Origin of the sequence: Phreatobacter cathodiphilus (assembly GCF_003008515.1) — a bacterium.
Lineage (GTDB): Bacteria > Pseudomonadota > Alphaproteobacteria > Rhizobiales > Phreatobacteraceae > Phreatobacter > Phreatobacter cathodiphilus.
Map to the genome: position 1 here is coordinate 1824868 of NZ_CP027668.1, position 18387 is coordinate 1843254.

General features: G+C 68.7%; 17 protein-coding genes. 8 read left to right on the forward strand and 9 right to left on the reverse strand.

All coding sequences use genetic code 11. From position 1 onward, the window contains the following. Positions 1-124: 124 nt before the first annotated feature. A complete protein-coding gene (locus C6569_RS08945; RefSeq protein ID WP_106748519.1) occupies positions 125-1558 on the forward strand; it encodes a DEAD/DEAH box helicase in 1434 nt (477 codons plus the stop codon). Between the two features lie 111 nt (positions 1559-1669). After that, complete coding sequence (locus C6569_RS08950) at positions 1670-2722, forward strand: GGDEF domain-containing protein (RefSeq protein ID WP_106748520.1); 1053 nt, start codon at positions 1670-1672, stop codon at positions 2720-2722. Here C6569_RS08950 and C6569_RS08955 read toward each other — a convergent pair. The 8 genes from C6569_RS08955 to C6569_RS08990 all read right to left on the reverse strand — a co-directional run bounded on the left by C6569_RS08955 (position 2709) and on the right by C6569_RS08990 (position 10088). Next, complete coding sequence (locus C6569_RS08955; protein WP_146144764.1) at positions 2709-3038, reverse strand: TfoX/Sxy family protein; 330 nt, start codon at positions 3036-3038, stop codon at positions 2709-2711. The two genes, C6569_RS08950 and C6569_RS08955, sit on opposite strands and share 14 nt — an antisense overlap. Before the next feature lie 29 nt (positions 3039-3067). Beyond that, the gene (sufA, locus tag C6569_RS08960) at positions 3068-3445 is read right to left on the reverse strand and encodes a Fe-S cluster assembly scaffold SufA (protein ID WP_245898278.1); all 378 of its coding nucleotides are present in this window, start codon (positions 3443-3445) and stop codon (positions 3068-3070) included. 104 nt (positions 3446-3549) lie between these two features. Further along, the gene (locus C6569_RS08965; RefSeq protein WP_106748522.1) at positions 3550-3921 is read right to left on the reverse strand and encodes an SUF system Fe-S cluster assembly protein; all 372 of its coding nucleotides are present in this window, start codon (positions 3919-3921) and stop codon (positions 3550-3552) included. Between the two features lie 39 nt (positions 3922-3960). Beyond that, on the reverse strand, positions 3961-5217 hold the full coding sequence (locus C6569_RS08970) for a cysteine desulfurase (RefSeq protein WP_106748523.1): 1257 nt from the start codon (positions 5215-5217) through the stop codon (positions 3961-3963). Between the two features lie 4 nt (positions 5218-5221). Next, positions 5222-6568, reverse strand: a complete 1347-nt coding sequence (gene sufD / locus C6569_RS08975; RefSeq protein WP_181313968.1) for a Fe-S cluster assembly protein SufD — start codon at positions 6566-6568, stop codon at positions 5222-5224. An 8-nt stretch (positions 6569-6576) separates the two neighbouring features. Beyond that, positions 6577-7332 (reverse strand): Fe-S cluster assembly ATPase SufC, encoded by a 756-nt coding sequence (gene sufC, locus C6569_RS08980; protein WP_106750967.1) that lies wholly within the window; start codon positions 7330-7332, stop codon positions 6577-6579. 76 nt (positions 7333-7408) lie between these two features. Continuing rightward, positions 7409-8881 (reverse strand): Fe-S cluster assembly protein SufB, encoded by a 1473-nt coding sequence (sufB, locus tag C6569_RS08985; protein ID WP_106748525.1) that lies wholly within the window; start codon positions 8879-8881, stop codon positions 7409-7411. Positions 8882-8933: 52 nt separating this feature from the next. Then, entirely contained in the window at positions 8934-10088 is a 1155-nt protein-coding gene (locus C6569_RS08990) for a cysteine desulfurase family protein (RefSeq protein ID WP_106748526.1), read from the reverse strand. A 231-nt stretch (positions 10089-10319) separates the two neighbouring features. Between C6569_RS08990 and C6569_RS08995 the strand changes: the two genes are divergently transcribed. The 5 genes from C6569_RS08995 to dprA all read left to right on the forward strand — a co-directional run bounded on the left by C6569_RS08995 (position 10320) and on the right by dprA (position 15153). Then, positions 10320-10976, forward strand: a complete 657-nt coding sequence (locus C6569_RS08995) for an alpha/beta hydrolase (RefSeq protein WP_106748527.1) — start codon at positions 10320-10322, stop codon at positions 10974-10976. A 46-nt stretch (positions 10977-11022) separates the two neighbouring features. Continuing rightward, entirely contained in the window at positions 11023-11973 is a 951-nt protein-coding gene (locus tag C6569_RS09000; RefSeq protein ID WP_106748528.1) for an aspartate carbamoyltransferase catalytic subunit, read from the forward strand. Positions 11974-11984: 11 nt separating this feature from the next. After that, the gene (locus C6569_RS09005) at positions 11985-13286 is read left to right on the forward strand and encodes a dihydroorotase (protein WP_106748529.1); all 1302 of its coding nucleotides are present in this window, start codon (positions 11985-11987) and stop codon (positions 13284-13286) included. Between the two features lie 110 nt (positions 13287-13396). Then, the gene (plsY, locus tag C6569_RS09010) at positions 13397-14014 is read left to right on the forward strand and encodes a glycerol-3-phosphate 1-O-acyltransferase PlsY (RefSeq protein ID WP_106748530.1); all 618 of its coding nucleotides are present in this window, start codon (positions 13397-13399) and stop codon (positions 14012-14014) included. Then, a complete protein-coding gene (gene dprA, locus C6569_RS09015) occupies positions 14011-15153 on the forward strand; it encodes a DNA-processing protein DprA (protein ID WP_106748531.1) in 1143 nt (380 codons plus the stop codon). The genes plsY and dprA overlap by 4 nt, the downstream gene beginning before the upstream one ends. Here dprA and C6569_RS09020 read toward each other — a convergent pair. Next, positions 15117-15401, reverse strand: a complete 285-nt coding sequence (locus tag C6569_RS09020) for a hypothetical protein (protein ID WP_146144765.1) — start codon at positions 15399-15401, stop codon at positions 15117-15119. The genes dprA and C6569_RS09020 overlap by 37 nt on opposite strands. Positions 15402-15601: 200 nt before the next feature. Here C6569_RS09020 and topA point away from each other — a divergent pair, with 200 nt between their 5' ends. Then, positions 15602-18319 (forward strand): type I DNA topoisomerase, encoded by a 2718-nt coding sequence (topA, locus tag C6569_RS09025; protein ID WP_106750968.1) that lies wholly within the window; start codon positions 15602-15604, stop codon positions 18317-18319. The last annotated feature ends 68 nt before the right edge of the window (positions 18320-18387 follow it).

An 18387-nucleotide genomic window follows, 5' to 3' on the forward strand; every position in this document is an offset into this window, starting at 1 on the left:
CTTCGCTGCTCTGTCCGTTCGGCCTCGTGGGTTCTAGGGGCCGCCAAGCGCGAAATCCGTTCGCGCCGAACGCCTCAAGACATCGTCGCAAGACCCCGCCAGACCACAAGGACACTCTCACAACATGTCGTTTTCCGAACTCGGCCTCAGCGCCAAGGTTCAGGCAGCCGTGGCTTCGGCCGGCTATACCGAACCGACCCCCATCCAGGCCCAGGCCATCCCGCACGTCCTGGCCCGCCGCGACGTCCTCGGCATCGCCCAGACCGGCACCGGCAAGACAGCCGCCTTCACCCTGCCGATGATCACCATGCTGGAAGAGGGCCGCGCCCGCGCCCGCATGCCGCGCACGCTGATCCTCGAGCCGACGCGCGAACTCGCCGCCCAGGTCGAGGAGAACTTCGTCAAATACGGCGTCAACCACAAGCTCAGCGTCGCCCTGCTCATCGGCGGCGTCTCCTTCGGTGACCAGGACGCCAAGCTCACCCGCGGTGTCGACGTCCTCATCGCCACGCCGGGCCGCCTGCTCGACCATTTCGAGCGCGGCCGCCTGCTGCTCACCGGCGTCGAGCTCCTCGTCATCGACGAGGCCGACCGCATGCTCGACATGGGCTTCATCCCGGACATCGAGCGCATCTGCAAGATGGTGCCCTTCACCCGCCAGACGCTGTTCTTCACGGCCACCATGCCGCCGGAGATCCAGCGCATCACCGAGCAGTTCCTGCACAATCCGGTGAAGGTCGAGGTCAGCCGTGCGGCCTCCACAGCCACCACCATCACCCAGCGCCTCGTGCGCTCCGGAAAGAAGGATTTCGAGAAGCGCGACACGCTGCGCGCCCTCATCCGCGGTGCCGAGAACCTGAAGAACGCGATCATCTTCTGCAATCGCAAGAGCGAGGTCGCCACCGTCTACAAGTCCCTGCAGAAGCACGAGTTCTCCGTCGCCGCCCTGCACGGCGACATGGACCAGAGCGCCCGCATGGCCGCCCTCGCCGGCTTCCGCGACGGCAAGACGCAGCTTCTCGTCGCCTCCGACGTCGCCGCCCGCGGCCTCGACATTCCCGACGTCAGCCACGTCTTCAACTACGACACGCCCCACCACGCCGAGGACTATGTCCACCGCATCGGCCGCACCGGTCGCGCCGGGCGCCTCGGCACCGCCATCACCATCGTGACCCCCGAGGATTCCAAGAACCTCTCGGCCATCGAGAAGCTGATCGGCCAGTCGATCGAATGGGCGGGCGACCCCATCTCGGAGGAAGAGGCGAGCGAGGCGCGCCGCGAGCGCCGCGGCGCCGGCGGCGGCCGCGGATCCCGTGCGGCCTCTGGCCGCAGCGAGCGCAGTTCCGAGGAGCGCCCGGCGCGCCGGTCGGCCGAGCCGCGCCCTGCGGCACCCCGCACCGGGGGGCGCCCCGAGCGTGCGGAACGTCCCGCCCGCGCCGAAGCGGCCCCTGCCCCGGTCCGCGACAGGGCACCCGCGCGTGCCTCCTCCGCCGAGGAGGCCGACATGTCGCACCTGCCGCAATTTCTTCTTCGGCCCGTGACCTATCGCGGAAAATGACGTTGGGTAAGGTCTGATTTTTACCCGCGATAAAGCATTCAGGGGCTAGCCTCGGCAGAGGGGGGAGCGCGCACTGCGTCGCTCCTTCTTTCCCCAGGACAGGGCCGCCCGATGCACACCCGCGACGACATAGAGCGCAGCTACAGCTTCGGCGAGCTCGCGTTCTCCCAGATCAAGGGGCGCAGCCTCGCTGCCGTGCCCCGCAACTACGAGGTCTGGTACTGCTATGCCTCCGGTTACCACGCGGAACTGTCCGACGCCGTGAATCTCGTCCTGTCCGAAAAGGGCAGCATCTCCCAGGATCAGCTCGACACGATCTACGAGAATTTCCTCTCCCAGAGCCGGATGGGCGAGAAGATCGACGTCGTCGGCAACCGGGTCATGGACGAGATCGAGCACGTCATGACCATGATCGATTCGGCCGCCGGCCAGGCGAGCGCCTATGGCAACGACCTCGCCGGCGCGACCGCGCGGCTCGCTTCGGTCGGCTCGCCGGAGGGCGTGCGCACGATCATCGAGACGCTGATCCGCTCCACGCGCGAGATCGAGGCCAACAACAAGGCGCTGGAGCAGCGACTGAAGGCCTCCCGCAGCGAGATCAAGCTCCTGCAGGACAATCTCGACGCGGTCCGCACGGAATCCCTGACCGACCCCCTCACCTCGCTCGGCAACCGCAAATATTACGACCAGTCCATCGCCAAGGCCGTGGCGCTCGCCAATAAGGCAGAGACGCCGCTCAGCCTGCTGGTCAGCGACATCGACCATTTCAAGAAGTTCAACGACACCTTCGGCCACCTCACCGGCGACCAGGTGCTGCGCCTCGTCGCCCTTTCCGTGAAGCAGAACGTCAAGGGTCAGGATCTCGCCTGCCGCTACGGCGGCGAGGAATTCGCCATCATCCTGCCCGACACCACGCTGCGCGCGGCGGTCACCGTCGCCGAGCATATCCGCCGCTCGGTCATGACCAAGGAGCTGATCAAGCGCTCGACCAGCGAGAACCTCGGACGCATCACCATCTCGCTCGGCGTCGCCGCCTTCCGGCCCGGCGACACCGCGGCGAGCCTCTACGAGCGCGCCGACCGCTGCCTCTATGCCGCCAAGCGCAACGGCCGCAACCGCGTCGTCTGCGAGACCGATCCGGAAGCCGAACTCAAGGTCGCCTGAGCCCCTTGCCGGCCTTGACCGGCGCCCTCAGCGCCGCTTGCCAGGCCAGCCCCGCCCAGTGCCGCAACTCGCCCTCGTCGTCGAAGCAGCTATCCGGCATCCGACGGTAGCTGCCGACGCTGCGCGCGCCGTCCTTCGTCCGATAGACGAAGATGGCGAGCCCCGCCGCGTCGAAGGCGCCGGCGGTCTCCTCGTCGGTCTTGAGGAAAATGCCTTCCGTCAGCGCCCAGGCGAAGACCCGCCCCTCGCGATAGACGCCGTAGCCGGAGAACATGCGCCGGACGGTGACGCGCGCAAACGGGGCGAACAGATCCACGAGAAAGTCGGGATCGAAGGCCGCCACGGTCAGGCGGCGCCGAGCGCCTCGGGGCGGGCCGGGGTCAGGGCGATCGATTCGCCGCAGCCGCAGGCCGAGGTCTGGTTCGGATTGTTGAAGACGAATTTCGCCGACAGCTTGTCGGTGACGTAATCCATCTCCGTACCGAGGAGATAGAGCACCGCCTTGGCGTCGATGAAGACGCGGACGCCGCGATCCTCGACGATCTCGTCGAATTTGGCCGGCGCATCGACGAATTCCATCGTGTATTCCATGCCGGCGCAACCGCCTTTGGTCACGCCCACGCGCAGTCCGGCGCTCGCATGGCCGGAGGCCTCGACGAGCTCCCTGACGCGGTCTGCGGCCGCCTGGGTCAGGCGCATGGCCTGCATCTTGGGCAAAGGCATTTCGGTCTCCGAAGGCACCCGGATTCAAGGTCCGGCGTTCAAAGCGCTCCCGTCAATATAGAGAGTGCCGGGCCTCAGTTAAATCCCTGTTGCCGGCCGCCCGGTCACCACATGTTGAGGGCGACGCGCGCCTCGTCCGACATGCGGCTCTGGTCCCAGGGCGGATCGAACGTGATGGTGACCTTGGCCTCCGACACGCCGGGCACGCTGGCCACCGCATTCTCGACCATCCCCGGCAGCTCGGCCGCCGCCGGGCAGGACGGCGAGGTCAGCGTCATGTCGATGGAGACCTTGCGGGCATCGTCGATGTCGACCCGGTAGATGAGGCCGAGCTCGTAGATGTCGGAGGGAATTTCCGGGTCGTAGACCGATTTCATGGCCGCGACGATGTCGTCGGTCAGGCGATCCAGCTCTTCCGGCGGGATGGCGGCGGTGTCACCACCGACGGTGGTGTTCAGGGTCTGGGACTCGTCCATCGGGTTCAAGGTCCGTGGGTCTGAGGCTGGCGGAAGGGCTCAGCCGAAGAGAGATTGGGCCTTGAGGAGGGCATCCGCAAGGCGGTCCACCTCTTCGGCCGTGTTGTAGAGGCCGAACGAGGCGCGGCAGGTCGATGTCACGCCATATCGCTGAAGCAGCGGCTGGGCGCAATGGGTGCCGGCGCGAACCGCCACGCCGTAGCGGTCGATCACGGTGGCGACGTCGTGGGCATGGGCCCCCTTCATCTCGAAGGAGACGATGGCCCCCTTGTCCCGCGCCGTGCCGAAGATGCGCAGCGAGTTGATCGCCCCCAGTCGATCCTGGGCGTAGCGCACCAGGCTGTCCTCGTGGGCGCGGATCGCCGGGCGGCCGATGGAGCGCATGTAGTCGAGCGCAGCTCCCAGGCCGATGGCCTGGACGATGGCCGGCGTGCCCGCCTCGAAACGGTGCGGCGGATCGTTGTAGGTGACGCCCTCGGTGGTGACGACGGAGATCATCTCGCCGCCGCCGTTGTAGGGCGGCATCCGCTCCAGGAGGTCCTTCTTGCCGTACAGAACGCCGATGCCGGTGGGCCCGTAGACCTTGTGACCGGTGAAGACGTAGAAGTCGGCGTCGAGGTCCTGGACGTCGACCTCCATGTGGACGGCGGCCTGCGACCCGTCGACCAGCACCGGGATGCCGCGCGCATGCGCCAGCCGGATGCACTCCTTGACCGGCACGACGGTGCCGAGCGCGTTCGACATGTGGGTCAGCGCCACCATCTTGACGCGGGGCCCGAGCAGTTTCTCGAACTCCTCGACGAGGAAGTTCCCCTCCTCGTCGATCGGCGCCCAGACGAGCTTCGCCCCCCGCCTCTCCCGGTGGAAGTGCCAGGGCACGATGTTGGAGTGGTGCTCCATGATCGACAGGACGATCTCGTCGCCCTCCCCGATCACCGTTCCGCCGAAGGAGGCGGCCACCAGATTGATGGCCTCGGACGCATTGCGGGTGAAGACGATCTGGTCGACCGAGGGCGCGTTCAGGAAGGCGCGCACGCTCTCGCGCGCGGCCTCGTAGGCCTCGGTCGCTGCATTGGCGAGATAGTGCAGGCCGCGGTGGACGTTGGCGTATTCGCTCTCGTAGGCGTGGCTGATGCGGTCGATCACCGCCCGCGGCTTCTGCGCCGAGGCGGCGTTGTCGAGATAGACCAGGTCCTTGCCGTAGGGCTTCAGCGCCAGGGCGGGGAAGTCCTTGCGGATGAGATCGACGTCATAGCCGCCGTTCGCGACAGCCGGATGCTGGCCTGGCGCTGTCATGGCCTCAGGTCCTCGCCCGCATCCACTCGGTCACGGAGGCGAGCATCGCCTCGCGCAGTTCCTCCACCACCGCCAGCGGCCCACCGCCGAAATCCTCGATGGCCTCACGCGCGAAAGCCTCCACCAGAAGCGCCTCGGCCTCCTTGTGGGGGATGCCGCGCGCCTTCAGGTAGAACATCAGGTCCGCGTCCAGCTCGCCGCAGGTGCAGCCGTGGGCGCAGGCGACGTCATCGGCGAAGATCTCAAGCTCCGGCTTGTTGTCCATCGACGGACCTTCGGCCAGCATGATCGTCTGGCTCATCATCCGCCCGTCGGTCTTCTGCGCCACCGGCTGGACGATGATCTTTCCCTGGAACACGCCGTGGGCCTCGCCGTCGAGGATGTGCTTGAAGGTTTCGCGGCTCTGGCAGTGCGGCACCGCGTGATCCGTCACCAGCGCCGTGTCGGCGTGCTGGCGGCCCTTGAGCATGGTGACGCCGCGCAGCGTCACGTCGGAATGCTCGCCGGAGAAGCGCACGAAGAGCTGGCTGCGCGACACGGCGGCGCCCGTGGTGAGCGTCAGCGAGTCGAAATGGGCTTCGGCGCCGACATTGGCCTCCAGCGTCGACAGGTGCAGGGCCTGGTCGCCCTCGACCTGGCGGCGGCCGTGCTCGAGCGTCGCGCCGTCGCGCACGACGACCTGCATCACCACGTTCTTCTGATAGTCGACGCCCGCCGGACCGACATGGGTCTCGACGATGCCGGCCGAGGCCCCTGCCCCCACCACCACGACGACACGCGAGGTGACGAGGCGCGGTGCGCCGTCCGACGTGATGGAGACGAGGTCGAGCGCATGGCCGAGCTCGACACCGGGAGCCACCTCGATCAGCAGGCCGTCGGTGAGGAAGGCGTTGTTGAGGGCGAAGGCGGTGTTGGCCCGGGTTGCCGGCTGGCCCGCGAGCAGCGCCGCGACGTCGGGCCGCCGTACCATGGCCTCGGCGAGGCCGGAGACGGTGACGCCCTCGGGCAGCGGACCGCCGTCGGCGAGATCGGGCGCGTGGAAGCCGTCGACGAGCACGATACGGCTGCCGCCGACACGCGGCAGGCGGCCGACCGCGACCTTCGCCGCGAGCAGCGCCGAGGCGTCGGGCGCCGCGGCGAGCGGCTTCGCCTCGCGCATCATCGCGCGCAGGTCGGTGTACTTCCAGTCCTCGACCCGGCGATGCGGCAGGCCGTTCGCCTCGAAGCGGGAGAAGCCGTCGATGCGCAGGCCCTCGAGGGCGGCGCCCGCCGGACCGGTGTCGCGCAGGGTGCCAAAGGCGCCGATCAGCGCCTGTTCGGCCGGGGTTCTGATGGGGGTGACAGCGTTCATGGCCATGCTCACGCGGCCTTGCCGACGATGTCGGCATAGCCCTTGGCCTCAAGCTCGAGGGCGAGTTCCGGACCGCCGGTCTTGATGATGCGGCCGGCCGACAGCACGTGCACGACGTCCGGCTTGATATAGTCGAGCAGGCGCTGATAGTGCGTGATGACGACGAAGCCGCGGTCGGGTGAACGCATGGCGTTGACGCCGTCGGCGACGATCTTCAGCGCGTCGATGTCGAGGCCGGAATCGGTCTCGTCGAGGATGGCGAGCTTGGGCTGCAGCAGCGCCATCTGCAGGATCTCGTTGCGCTTCTTCTCGCCGCCCGAGAAGCCGACGTTGACCGAACGCTTCAGCATGTCCTGCGAGATGCCGAGCTCCTTGGCGCGGGAATTCACCAGCTTGATGAACTCGGGCGTGGCGATCTCGTCGAGGCCGTTCTTGCGGCGCTGCGCGTTGATGGCCGCCTTCAGGAAGGTCATCTGGCCGACGCCGGGAATCTCGATCGGGTACTGGAAGGCGAGGAACAGGCCCTTGGCGGCCCGCTCGTCCGGGTCGAGCTCGAGGATGTTCTCGCCGTCCAGCAGCGCCTCACCGTCAGTGACCTCATAGTCCTCGCGACCGGCGAGCACATAGGAGAGCGTCGACTTGCCGGAGCCGTTCGGGCCCATGATGGCGGCGACCTGGCCCTTCTCGACGGTGAGGTTCAGGCCGTTGAGGATCTGTTTGTCCTCGTCGGCGAGCTTGGCGGTCAGATTCTTGATTTCGAGCAGCGACATGGGGGTGGTCCTTGACATCACGGACGGGCCGCGGCGGGGCGGCCTGTATGAGGTGGAGCGGGCCGGCGGATCAGCCGACCGAGCCTTCCAGCGAGATGGCGATGAGCTTCTGGGCCTCCACCATGAACTCCATCGGGAGCTGCTGGAGGACGTCCTTGACGAAGCCGTTGACGATGAGCGCGATGGCCTCTTCCTGCGTCAGCCCGCGCTGCATGCAGTAGAACATCTGGTCCTCGGACACTTTCGAGGTGGTGGCCTCGTGCTCGAAGACCGCCGAGGCCGTCTTGCTCTCGATATAGGGCACCGTGTGCGCGCCGCAGGCGTTGCCGATCAGCAGCGAGTCGCAATTGGTGAAGTTCTTGGCGTTGGTCGCCCGGCGATGGGCCGAGACCAGGCCGCGGTAGGTGTTCTGCGAGCGACCCGCCGAAATGCCCTTGGAGATGATCCGCGACCGGGTATTCTTGCCGAGGTGGATCATCTTGGTGCCGGAATCGACCTGCTGGGCACCGTTCGACACGGCGATCGAGTAGAACTCGCCCTGGCTGTCATCGCCGCGCAGGATGCAGCTCGGATATTTCCAGGTGATGGCCGAGCCGGTCTCCACCTGCGTCCACGAGATCTTCGAACGCGCGCCGCGGCAATCGCCGCGCTTGGTGACGAAGTTGTAGATGCCGCCCTTGCCCTCGGCATCGCCGGGGAACCAGTTCTGGACGGTGGAATACTTGATCTCGGCATCGTCGTGGGCGATCAGCTCGACGACCGCCGCGTGGAGCTGGTTCTCGTCGCGCATCGGCGCGGTGCAGCCTTCGAGATAGCTCACGTAGGAGCCCTTGTCGGCGATGATCAGCGTGCGCTCGAACTGGCCGGTCTTCTGCTCGTTGATGCGGAAATAGGTCGACAGCTCCATCGGGCAGCGCACGCCCGGCGGGATGTAGACGAAGGAGCCGTCGGAGAAGACGGCGGCGTTCAGCGTCGCATAGAAGTTGTCGGTCGTCGGAACCACCGAGCCGATATACTGGCGCACCAGCTCCGGGTGCTCCTGCAAGGCCTCCGAGATCGAGCAGAAGATGACGCCCGACTTCTTCAGCTCCTCCTTGAAGGTGGTGACCACCGAGACGCTGTCGAAGACGGCGTCCACGGCGATCCGGTTCTCGGGAGCGACGCCGGCGAGGATCTCCTGCTCGCGCAGCGGGATGCCGAGCTTCTTGTAGGTCTCGAGGATGGCGGGATCGATCTCGTCCAGCGACTTCGGCGCGGCGTTCGATTTCGGCGCCGCGTAATAATACATGTCCTGGAAGTCGATGGCCGGATAGTCGACGCGCGCCCACTCCGGCTCGCGCATGGTCAGCCAGCGGCGGTAGGCGTCCAGCCGCCATTCCAGCATCCACGCCGGCTCGTTCTTCCGCGCCGAGATGTAGCGCACGATGTCCTCGGACAGGCCCTTGGGGGCGAGTTCCATCTCGATCTCGGTCGAAAACCCGTACTTGTACTGGTCGACGTCGATCGCACGGACCTGTTCGACGGTTTCCTGAACCGCGGGCATGGTCTTCTCCTCACATCCTCGCGGCTTCAAGGGCCGCAGGTTGGCATTCGCATCACGCGGCGCGCGCCGCGATCATCCTGGCATGGGCGGCAAAGGCCGCCATGAACCGTTCCACGTCCTCACGGGTCGTCGTCCAGCCGAGGCTGACACGCAGGGCCGAGCGGGCCTCCGCCGGCGCGAGTCCCATCGCCGCCAGAACGTGGCTGGGAGCGATCTTGCCCGAGGCGCAGGCCGAGCCGGTCGATACCGCGACGCCCGAGAGATCGAGGGCGATCACCGCCGTCTCCCCCTCCAGGCCCGGATGGACCGTCAGGCTCGTATTGGCCAGACGGGCCGCTGGCAAGCCGACGACGCGGCTCGCCCCCGAAATAGTGACGATTTCGCCCTCCAGCCAGTCCCGAAGTGCGGCAATCCGCTCCATCTCCGCCGCGAAGACCGGCCCGATCGCCGCAGCGGCCGCGCCGAAGCCGGCGATCCCCGGCAGGTTCTCGGTTCCCGCGCGACGCCGGCCCTCCTGGCCGCCGCCGCGCACCAGCGGCGAAAGAGCGACCGCCTCCGAGGCGGCGACGACGGCACCGACGCCCTGAGGGCCACCGATCTTGTGAGCGGAGACGAAGAGCGCGTCGCAGTCGAGTTCGCCGATCGCGAGCGGCAGCTTGCCGAGCGCCTGCACCGCGTCCACCACGAGGCCCGCCCCATGGGCGCGACACAGCGCCGCGACCTCGGCGAGCGGCTGGATCACCCCGGTTTCGTTGTTGGCCGCCATGACGGCGACGAGCGCCCGGCCCTCGCCGTCCGCGAGCAAGGCGGCGAGCGCGGCAAGGTCGACGCGCCCGGATCCGTCCACCGGGCAGACCATGACGGCTTCCGGCGCGAAGCGACCACCGGCGAGAACGCAGGAGTGCTCCACCGCCGAGACGATCAGCCGGGCAAAACCCTGCACCGCGCCGTCGCGGCCGACGAAATCCGGCGACAGCAAGGTGGCCGCCGCCTCGCTCCCCCCCGAGGTGAAAGTGACGCAGCGAGGGTCCGCACCGACCAGGGTGGCGACCGAGGCGCGCGCCTCCTCGATCAGGCGCCGGGCGGCGCGACCGTCGCCGTGCACCGCCGAGGCGTTGCCCGTCATGTCCAGCGCCGCGACCATGGCCGCGCGCGCTTCCCTGCGGAGCGGCGTCGTGGCATTGTGGTCCAGATAGACGCGGGTCATCGGGGGAGAGGCCCTGTCGGAAAAACTTGGCATTGGAGGCCGGGTTCGTGCTATAGGCCCGACCCCGATACGCCAGTCCCGTCCCGAGCAGAAGAGCGGGAGGGGAAAGCGTTTAGAATTATTCTAAACTCTAGAGCCGCCCTGCCGCCCTGTCAAGGTCGGAACTCCATCGAAGCCGCGGACTTACCGGCGGGTTTCGGTGTCGATGGGCCACCATGACGAGGATTTCCGATGCCTGAAGTCATCTTCAACGGTCCGGCAGGCCGGATCGAAGGGCGCTATCATCCCGCCAAGGTCCGCTCCGCTCCCATCGGCATCGTGCTGCACCCGCATCCGCAGTTCGGCGGCACGATGAACAACCAGATCGTCTACAACTGCTACTATCAGTTCGTGAACCGCGGCTTCTCGGTCCTGCGCTTCAACTTCCGCGGCGTCGGCCGCAGCCAGGGCGCCTTCGACCACGGCGTCGGCGAGCTCTCCGATGCCGCCGCCGCCCTCGACTATGCCCAGGCGATCAATCCGGAAGCGCGCACCTGCTGGATCGCCGGTTTCTCCTTCGGCGCCTGGATCGGCATGCAGCTCCTCATGCGCCGCCCGGAGGTGGAGGGCTTCATCTCCATCGCCCCGCCGGCCAACCTCTACGACTTCTCCTTCCTCGCCCCCTGCCCCTCCTCCGGTCTCATCGTCCACGGCGACAAGGACGCGGTGGTGCCGCTCACCGCCGTCCAGGGCCTCGTCGAGAAGCTGAAGACGCAGAAGGGCATCGTCATCGAGCAGCAGGTCGTGCCCGGCGCCAACCACTTCTTCGAGAACGCCATCGACCCGCTCATGGAGGTCGTCGGCGGCTATCTCGACAAGCGCCTGGGGAAACAGGACGCGGCGGAGTGACACGGCGCTTGCGGGGTCGTCCGACTCCGCTTAAAGCCCGGGGCTTATGACCCAAGACCCTTCGTCCTTCGTGCTGAAGCGCCGGCACTTGCTCGGGATCGAGGGGCTTTCCCCCGCCGAGATCACCGGTCTCCTCGACCTCGCCGAGGAGTTCGTCACCCTCAACCGGCAGATCGAGAAGAAGCGCACGTCCTTGCGCGGGCGCACCCAGATCAACCTCTTCTTCGAGGCCTCGACCAGGACCCAGTCGTCCTTCGAGCTCGCCGGCAAGCGCCTCGGCGCCGATGTGATGAACATGTCGGTGGCCCAGTCCTCGATCAAGAAGGGCGAGACGCTGATCGACACGGCGCTCACCCTCAACGCCATGCATCCCGACATCCTGATCATGCGGCACGCCGCCTCGGGAGCGGTGGAACTGCTGGCGAACAAGGTGGACTGCTCGGTGGTCAATGCCGGCGACGGCACCCACGAGCACCCGACGCAGGCGCTGCTCGACGCCCTCACCATCCGCCGCAACAAGGGCCGCATCGAGCGGCTCACGGTCGCCATCTGCGGCGACATCCTGCATTCGCGGGTGGCGCGCTCCAACATCATCCTGTTGAACCAGATGCAGGCGCGAGTCCGCGCCATCGGCCCGTCGACGCTGCTGCCCGCCGCTGCCGAGCGCCTCGGCGTCGAGGTCTATCGCGACATGAAGGAGGGCCTGAAGGACGTCGACATCGTCATGATGCTGCGCCTCCAGCGCGAGCGGATGAACGGCTCCTTCGTGCCCTCGGTGCAGGAGTATTTCCACTATTTCGGCCTCGACGAGGTCAAGCTCCGCTATGCGAAGCCCGATGCCCTCGTCATGCATCCCGGCCCCATGAACCGCGGCGTCGAGATCTCGACCGCCGTGGCGGACGGCGCCCAGTCGCTCATCCGCGAACAGGTGGAGATGGGCGTCGCCGTGCGCATGGCGGTGCTGGAAGCCCTCGCCCGCAACCTGCCGAACGCGTGAGGGCGAAGCCGATGACCGCACAGCGCCCCCTCCTCCTCGCCAATGCCCTGCTGGTCGATCCCGCGGCCGGCACGCAGGTCCATGGCGGCCTCCTCGTCCGCGACGGTCTCATCGCCGATGCCGGCCCGCATCTCGCGCCCGGCGCCGCCCCCGAAGGGACCGAGACCGTCGATTGCGGCGGGCGCATCGTCGCGCCGGGCCTCGTCGACATGCGCTGCTTCGTCGGAGAGCCCGGCTACGAGTACCGCGAGACCATCGCCTCGGCCACGGCCGCCGCGGCGGCGGGCGGCGTCACCACCCTCGTCAGCCAGCCGGCCACCGACCCTGCCGTCGACGATCCCGCCATCGTCGACTTCCTACTCCGGCGCGCGCGCGACACCGGCATCGTCCGCTTCCACCCCATGGCGGCCATCACCAAGAAGCTCGCCGGCCGCGAGATGACCGAATTCGGCCTGCTGCAGGAGGCCGGCGCCGTCGCCTTCACCGATGGCGCGCGCTCCGTCACCGACGCCCTGGTGATGCGCCGGGCCATGACCTATGCGCGCGACTTCGACGCCCTCATCGTCCATCACACCGAGGAGCCCTCGCTCGTCGGCGAGGGCGTGATGAACGAGGGCGAGTTCGCCTCGCGCCTGGGGCTCGCCGGCATTCCCGTCGAGGCCGAGACCATCATGCTCGAGCGCGACATCCGTCTCGTGAAGCTCACCGGCGCGCGCTACCACGCCGCTTCCGTCACCTGCCGCGACTCTCTCGCCATCATCGCCCGGGCGAAGAACGAGGGACTGCCGGTCACCGCCGCCGTGTCCATCAACCACCTCACCCTCAACGAGAACGACATCGGCAGCTACCGCACCTTCTGCAAGCTGTCGCCGCCGCTGCGCACCGAGGACGACCGCCTCGCCCTCGCCGACGCCGTCGCCGACGGGACGATCGACGTCGTGGTCTCCGATCACGACCCGCAGGACGTCGAGACCAAGCGCCTGCCCTTCGCCGAGGCGGCTCCCGGAGCGGTCGGTGTCGAGACCATGCTGCCGGCGGCCCTGAGGCTCGTCCATGGCGGCCTCGTGCCGCTGGCGACCCTGCTGCGCGCCCTGTCGACGGCGCCCGCCCAGCTTCTCCGCCTGCCCGGCGGCACGCTGGCGCGCGGCGAGGCCGCCGATCTCGTGGTCATCGACCTCGACACGCCCTGGGTCCTGGACCGCGACGACCTCAGGTCCAAATGCAAGAACTCGCCCTTCGACGAGGCGCGCATGAGCGGCCGCGTCCTGCGCACCATCGTCGGCGGCCGCACCGTTCACGCCGTCGCCGGCTGATCGCGCGGCCACACTTTTTTCGTGCGGAGCGCCGATTCTGCCCGTCGGGGGCATGGCCTTCGCGGGCCGATTGGCTCTAGCCTGTCCTTCACGATCCCGGTGCCCGCCCCATGACATCCGCATCGCTTCCCCTCCTCGCCGCCGCCCTCGCCTTCGGCTATCTCCTCGGCTCGATCCCCTTCGGCCTGGTGCTGACGCGCAGCGCCGGCCTCGGCGACATCCGCGCCATCGGCTCCGGCAATATCGGCGCCACCAATGTCCTGCGCACGGGCAACAGGAAGCTCGCGGCGGCGACCCTCCTCCTCGACGGGCTGAAGGGCACCGCCGCCGTCCTTGTCGCCGCCTGGTTCGGGCCTGCTGCGGCCCTCGCCGCCGGCCTTGGCGCCTTTCTCGGCCACCTCTTCCCGGTCTGGCTCGGCTTCAAGGGCGGCAAGGGCGTCGCGACCTTCCTCGGTGTCCTCCTGGCCATCCACTGGCCGGCTTTCCTGATCTTCGCCGCCATCTGGATCGCCATGGCCTTCGCCTTCCGCTACTCCTCGCTCGCCGCACTCGTCGCCAGCGCCGCGACCCCCGTCGTCCTCTTCTTCATGGGGCTCGGCTGGCCGACCGTCCTCGTCTTCGCCGCCATGACGGCGCTCTCCGTCGCCAAGCACCACGAGAATATCGCGCGGCTCCTCGCCGGCACCGAGAGCCGCATCGGCGCCAAGAGTGCGAAACCGCCGGGATGAGCGGACAGGGCGACGACCTCTTCGCGCGCCCCACCGCCGCGATCCGGTTGACGGATCGCCAGAGGCTCGACTGGCTGCGCCTGTCGCGCTCCGAGAATGTCGGCCCCCGCACCTTCCGCGAGCTGATCAATATCTACGGCAGCGCCGGCGCCGCCCTCGACGCCCTGCCGGACCTCTCCCGCCGCGGCGGCGCCCGCACCATCCGCATCGCCACCCTCGCGGAGGCGGAACGGGAGATGGCGAGGGCCGCGGCCTTCGGGGTGAGCTTCGTCGCCATCGGCGAACGCGACTATCCGGACCGCCTGCGCCGCATCGCCTCCGCCCCGCCGCTCGTCGCGCTGCGCGGCGATCCCGCCTGCCTGACCCGCCCGATGGTCGGCCTCGTCGGCTCGCGCAATGCCTCCATCGCCGGAATCAAGATGGCGGCACTCCTCGCCCGCGGCCTCGGCGAGGCCGGCTTCACCACCGTCTCCGGCCTCGCCCGCGGCATCGACGCGGCGGCCCACGAGGCCTCCCTCGCCACGGGAACCGTCGCCGTGCTCGCCGGCGGCCAGGACCACGTCTATCCCGCGGAGCACGAACCGCTGCTGGCGCGCATCCTCGCCGCCGGCGGCGCCGCCGTCAGCGAGATGCCCATGGGCCATGAGCCGCGGGCGCGCGACTTCCCCCGGCGCAACCGGCTGATCGCAGGTCTTGCCGTCGGCGTCGTCGTGGTGGAGGCCGCCGAGCGGTCCGGCTCGCTCATCACGGCGCGGCTGGCCCTGGAGGAGAACCGCGAGGTCTTCGCCGTGCCCGGCTCCCCTCTCGACCCCAGGGCCGAGGGCACCAACCGCCTGCTCAAGCAGGGCGCCACGCTCGTAACATCGGTGGACGACGTTCTGGGGGTCTTGCGGCCCATCCTCGCCCAGCCGCCTGACGAGACGGCCATGGAGGAGCACGAGGTCGCGATGGAGGAGGCCGATCCGGGTGACGACGGCCGGCAGCGCATCCTCGGCCTGCTCGGTCCCGTCCCGGTGACCGTCGACGACGTGGTGCGCGCCTCGGGCCTCGGCGTCGCGGCGGTGCGCGTGGCCCTGCTCGAACTCGAACTCGCCGGCCGGCTTCACCGCGACTCCGGTGGCCGCGTGTCCCTCGCCTGAGGCGCGGGGCCGATCTGCGGGGTCCTGCGCAGCAGCCGCACCTGCTGCTCGGCCTCCAGCCGGGTCATGTCGGCGAGATAGGCGAGCAGATGCAGATCCGCCACGCGGGCCAGTTCCACCATCTCGGCCGCGAGGCGGGCGACATAGGCGGCGACGTCCTCGCGTCCGACGCGGGGCGACGCGGCCGCCGCCACACCCTCGCGGCAACCGCGCGATCCCGAACGGCGTCGTCCGCCATCGCCCGCCATCCATCGCTCCCCCGTCTTCGAAGCCATCGCCACCGCGCGACGGTATTTACAACCCAGTAAACGTGTCAACGCAAAATACTCGTTATGCGGGCATAACGGTGGCGATTTGACTTGGGCCGGCCTTGTGCCCATGTTCCGGCCGACTTCTGGCACCGCATCAACGGCGAGCCGACAATTCCGAGGGGCAGGGACGCGTGGCCGTGAACGTCGTCATCGTCGAGTCGCCGGCCAAGGCCAAGACGATCAACAAATATCTGGGTCCGGACTACGAGGTCGTCGCCTCGTTCGGCCATGTGCGCGACCTGCCCCCCAAGGACGGGTCCGTGGATCCCGATGCCGACTTCGCCATGGTCTGGGAGGCGGACGGTCGCGGCGCCAAGCGCATCGGCGAGATCGCCAAGCTGGTCAAGGGCGCCGACAAGCTGATCCTCGCCACCGACCCCGACCGCGAGGGCGAGGCCATTTCCTGGCACCTTCTGGAGGCGCTGAGGGACAAGCGCGTCCTGAAGGACATGCCGGTCGAGCGCGTCACCTTCAACGCCATCACCAAACAGGCCGTGCAGGAGGCCATGGCCGCCCCGCGGTCCATCGACACCGCCCTGGTGGAGGCCTATCTCGCCCGCCGCGCCCTCGACTATCTCGTCGGGTTCCGCCTCTCGCCGGTGCTGTGGCGCAAGCTGCCCGGCGCCCGCTCGGCCGGCCGCGTCCAGTCCGTGGCGTTGAGGCTGGTCTGCGAGCGCGAGGCCGAGATCGAGCGCTTCCGCAAGAAGGAATACTGGTCCCTCGTGGCGACCCTCGCCACGCCGCGCGGCGAAGCCTTCGAGGCCCGCCTCGTCGGCGCCGACGGACAGAAGATCCAGCGGCTCGACGTCGGCACCGAGGCCGAAGCCCGCGCCTTCGAGAAGGCGCTGGCGGAGGCCCATTTCGCCGTCTCCGGCGTCGAGGCCAAGCCCGCCCGGCGCCACCCCTTCGCGCCCTTCACCACCTCGACCCTCCAGCAGGAGGCGAGCCGCAAGCTCGGCTTCGCACCGGCGCGCACCATGCAGGTGGCCCAGCGCCTCTACGAGGGCACCGACATCGGCGGCGAGACGGTCGGCCTCATCACCTATATGCGAACCGACGGCGTCGACGTGGCGCCCGAGGCAGTCAGCGCCATCCGCGGCCTCATCGGCAAGGATTTCGGGCCGCGCTATCTGCCGAGCGCGCCGCGCAAATACACCTCCAAGCAGAAGAACGCCCAGGAGGCCCACGAGGCCATCCGGCCGACCGACGCGCGCCGCCATCCGCGCGAGGTCGCCCGCTTCCTCGAGCCGGAACAGGCCCGCCTCTACGAGCTCATCTGGAAGCGCACCGTCGCCTCGCAGATGGAGAGCGCCGAGCTCGAGCGGACCACGGTCGACATCGATGCGACGGTGGGCGGCCTCGGCACCGCCATGGGCCGGCGGCTGGAGCTGCGCGCCACCGGCCAGGTGGTGAAGTTCGACGGCTTCCTCACCCTCTATACCGAGGACCGCGACGACGACGGCGACGACGAGGACGGCAAGCGCCTGCCGGCCATGACGGTCGGCGAGAAGCTCGCCCGCAAGGCCATCGCCACCACCCAGCACTTCACCGAGCCGCCGCCGCGCTATTCGGAGGCGAGCCTCGTCAAGCGCATGGAGGAGCTCGGCATCGGCCGGCCCTCCACCTATGCCTCGACCCTGCAGACCCTGCAGGACCGGGAATACGTGAAGATCGACAAGAAGCGCCTCGTCCCCGAGGACAAGGGCCGCCTCGTCATCGCCTTCCTGGAAAACTTCTTCGAGCGCTACGTCGAATACGGCTTCACCGCAGCCCTGGAGGAGCGGCTCGACCTCGTCTCCAACAGCGAACTCGACTGGAAGGCGCTGCTGCGCGACTTCTGGCGCGATTTCGCCGCCGCCATCGACGAGACCAAGGAGCTGCGCGTCTCCGATGTGCTCTCCGCGCTCAACGACAGCCTCGGGCCGCACATCTTCCCCGACAAGGGCGACGGCTCCAACCCGCGGGCCTGCCCCGTCTGCGGCACCGGCGCGCTGTCCCTCAAGCTCGGCAAGTTCGGCGCCTTCATCGGCTGCTCGAACTATCCCGAATGCCGCTTCACCCGCCAGCTCGCCGCGCCGGGCCCGGATTCGGAGGGTGACGGCCCCGCCTCGGCCGGAGCCGACGGCACGCGCAAGCTCGGCGAGGATCCGGTCACCGGCCTCGAAGTCACGGTGCGTGACGGCCGCTTCGGCCCCTATGTGCAGCTCGGCGAGGGCGAGAAGCCGAAGCGCTCCTCCCTGCCCAAGGGCATGACGCCGGCCGGGCTCGACCTCGAACGGGCGCTCGCCCTCCTCGAACTGCCGAAGGAGGTCGCGAAGCACCCCGAGAGCGGCAAGCCCATCCTCGTCGGCATCGGCCGCTATGGCCCCTATGTCCAGCACGAGAAGACCTACGCCAACCTGGAGAAGGACGACGACGTGCTGGCGATCGGCGCCAACCGCGCCATCGATCTCGTCATCGCCAAGGAGAGCGGCGCCAAGAGCCGCTTCGGCCGCGGCAGCGCCCCGGCGGGCCGCGAGCTCGGCGAACATCCGACCCTCGGCGGCCCCGTCACCGTCATGGCCGGCCGCTACGGCCCCTACGTGAAGCACGGCGCGGTCAACGCCACCCTGCCCAAGGGCAAGGACGCCGCGACGCTGACCATGGAGGAGGCCGTCCCCCTGCTCGCCGCCCGGGCGGAGGCCGCCGGCTCCGGCAAGAAGGGCCCTGCCCGCGGCAAGGCGAAGGCTGCCGCCAAGCCCAAGACCTCTGCGGAAGCCAAGCCCAAGGCCGCCGCGAAGTCGAAGGCCGCCGCCAAGGGGTCCAAGACGGCGAAACCCGCGGCGAAGGCCAAGGTTGCCAAATCGGAGGCTTGAGCCCAGGCCTCTCGCGAACGGCGTTTCCCCGAATCCGCCGATCGGCTAGCCTGACCGTGCCCGACGCC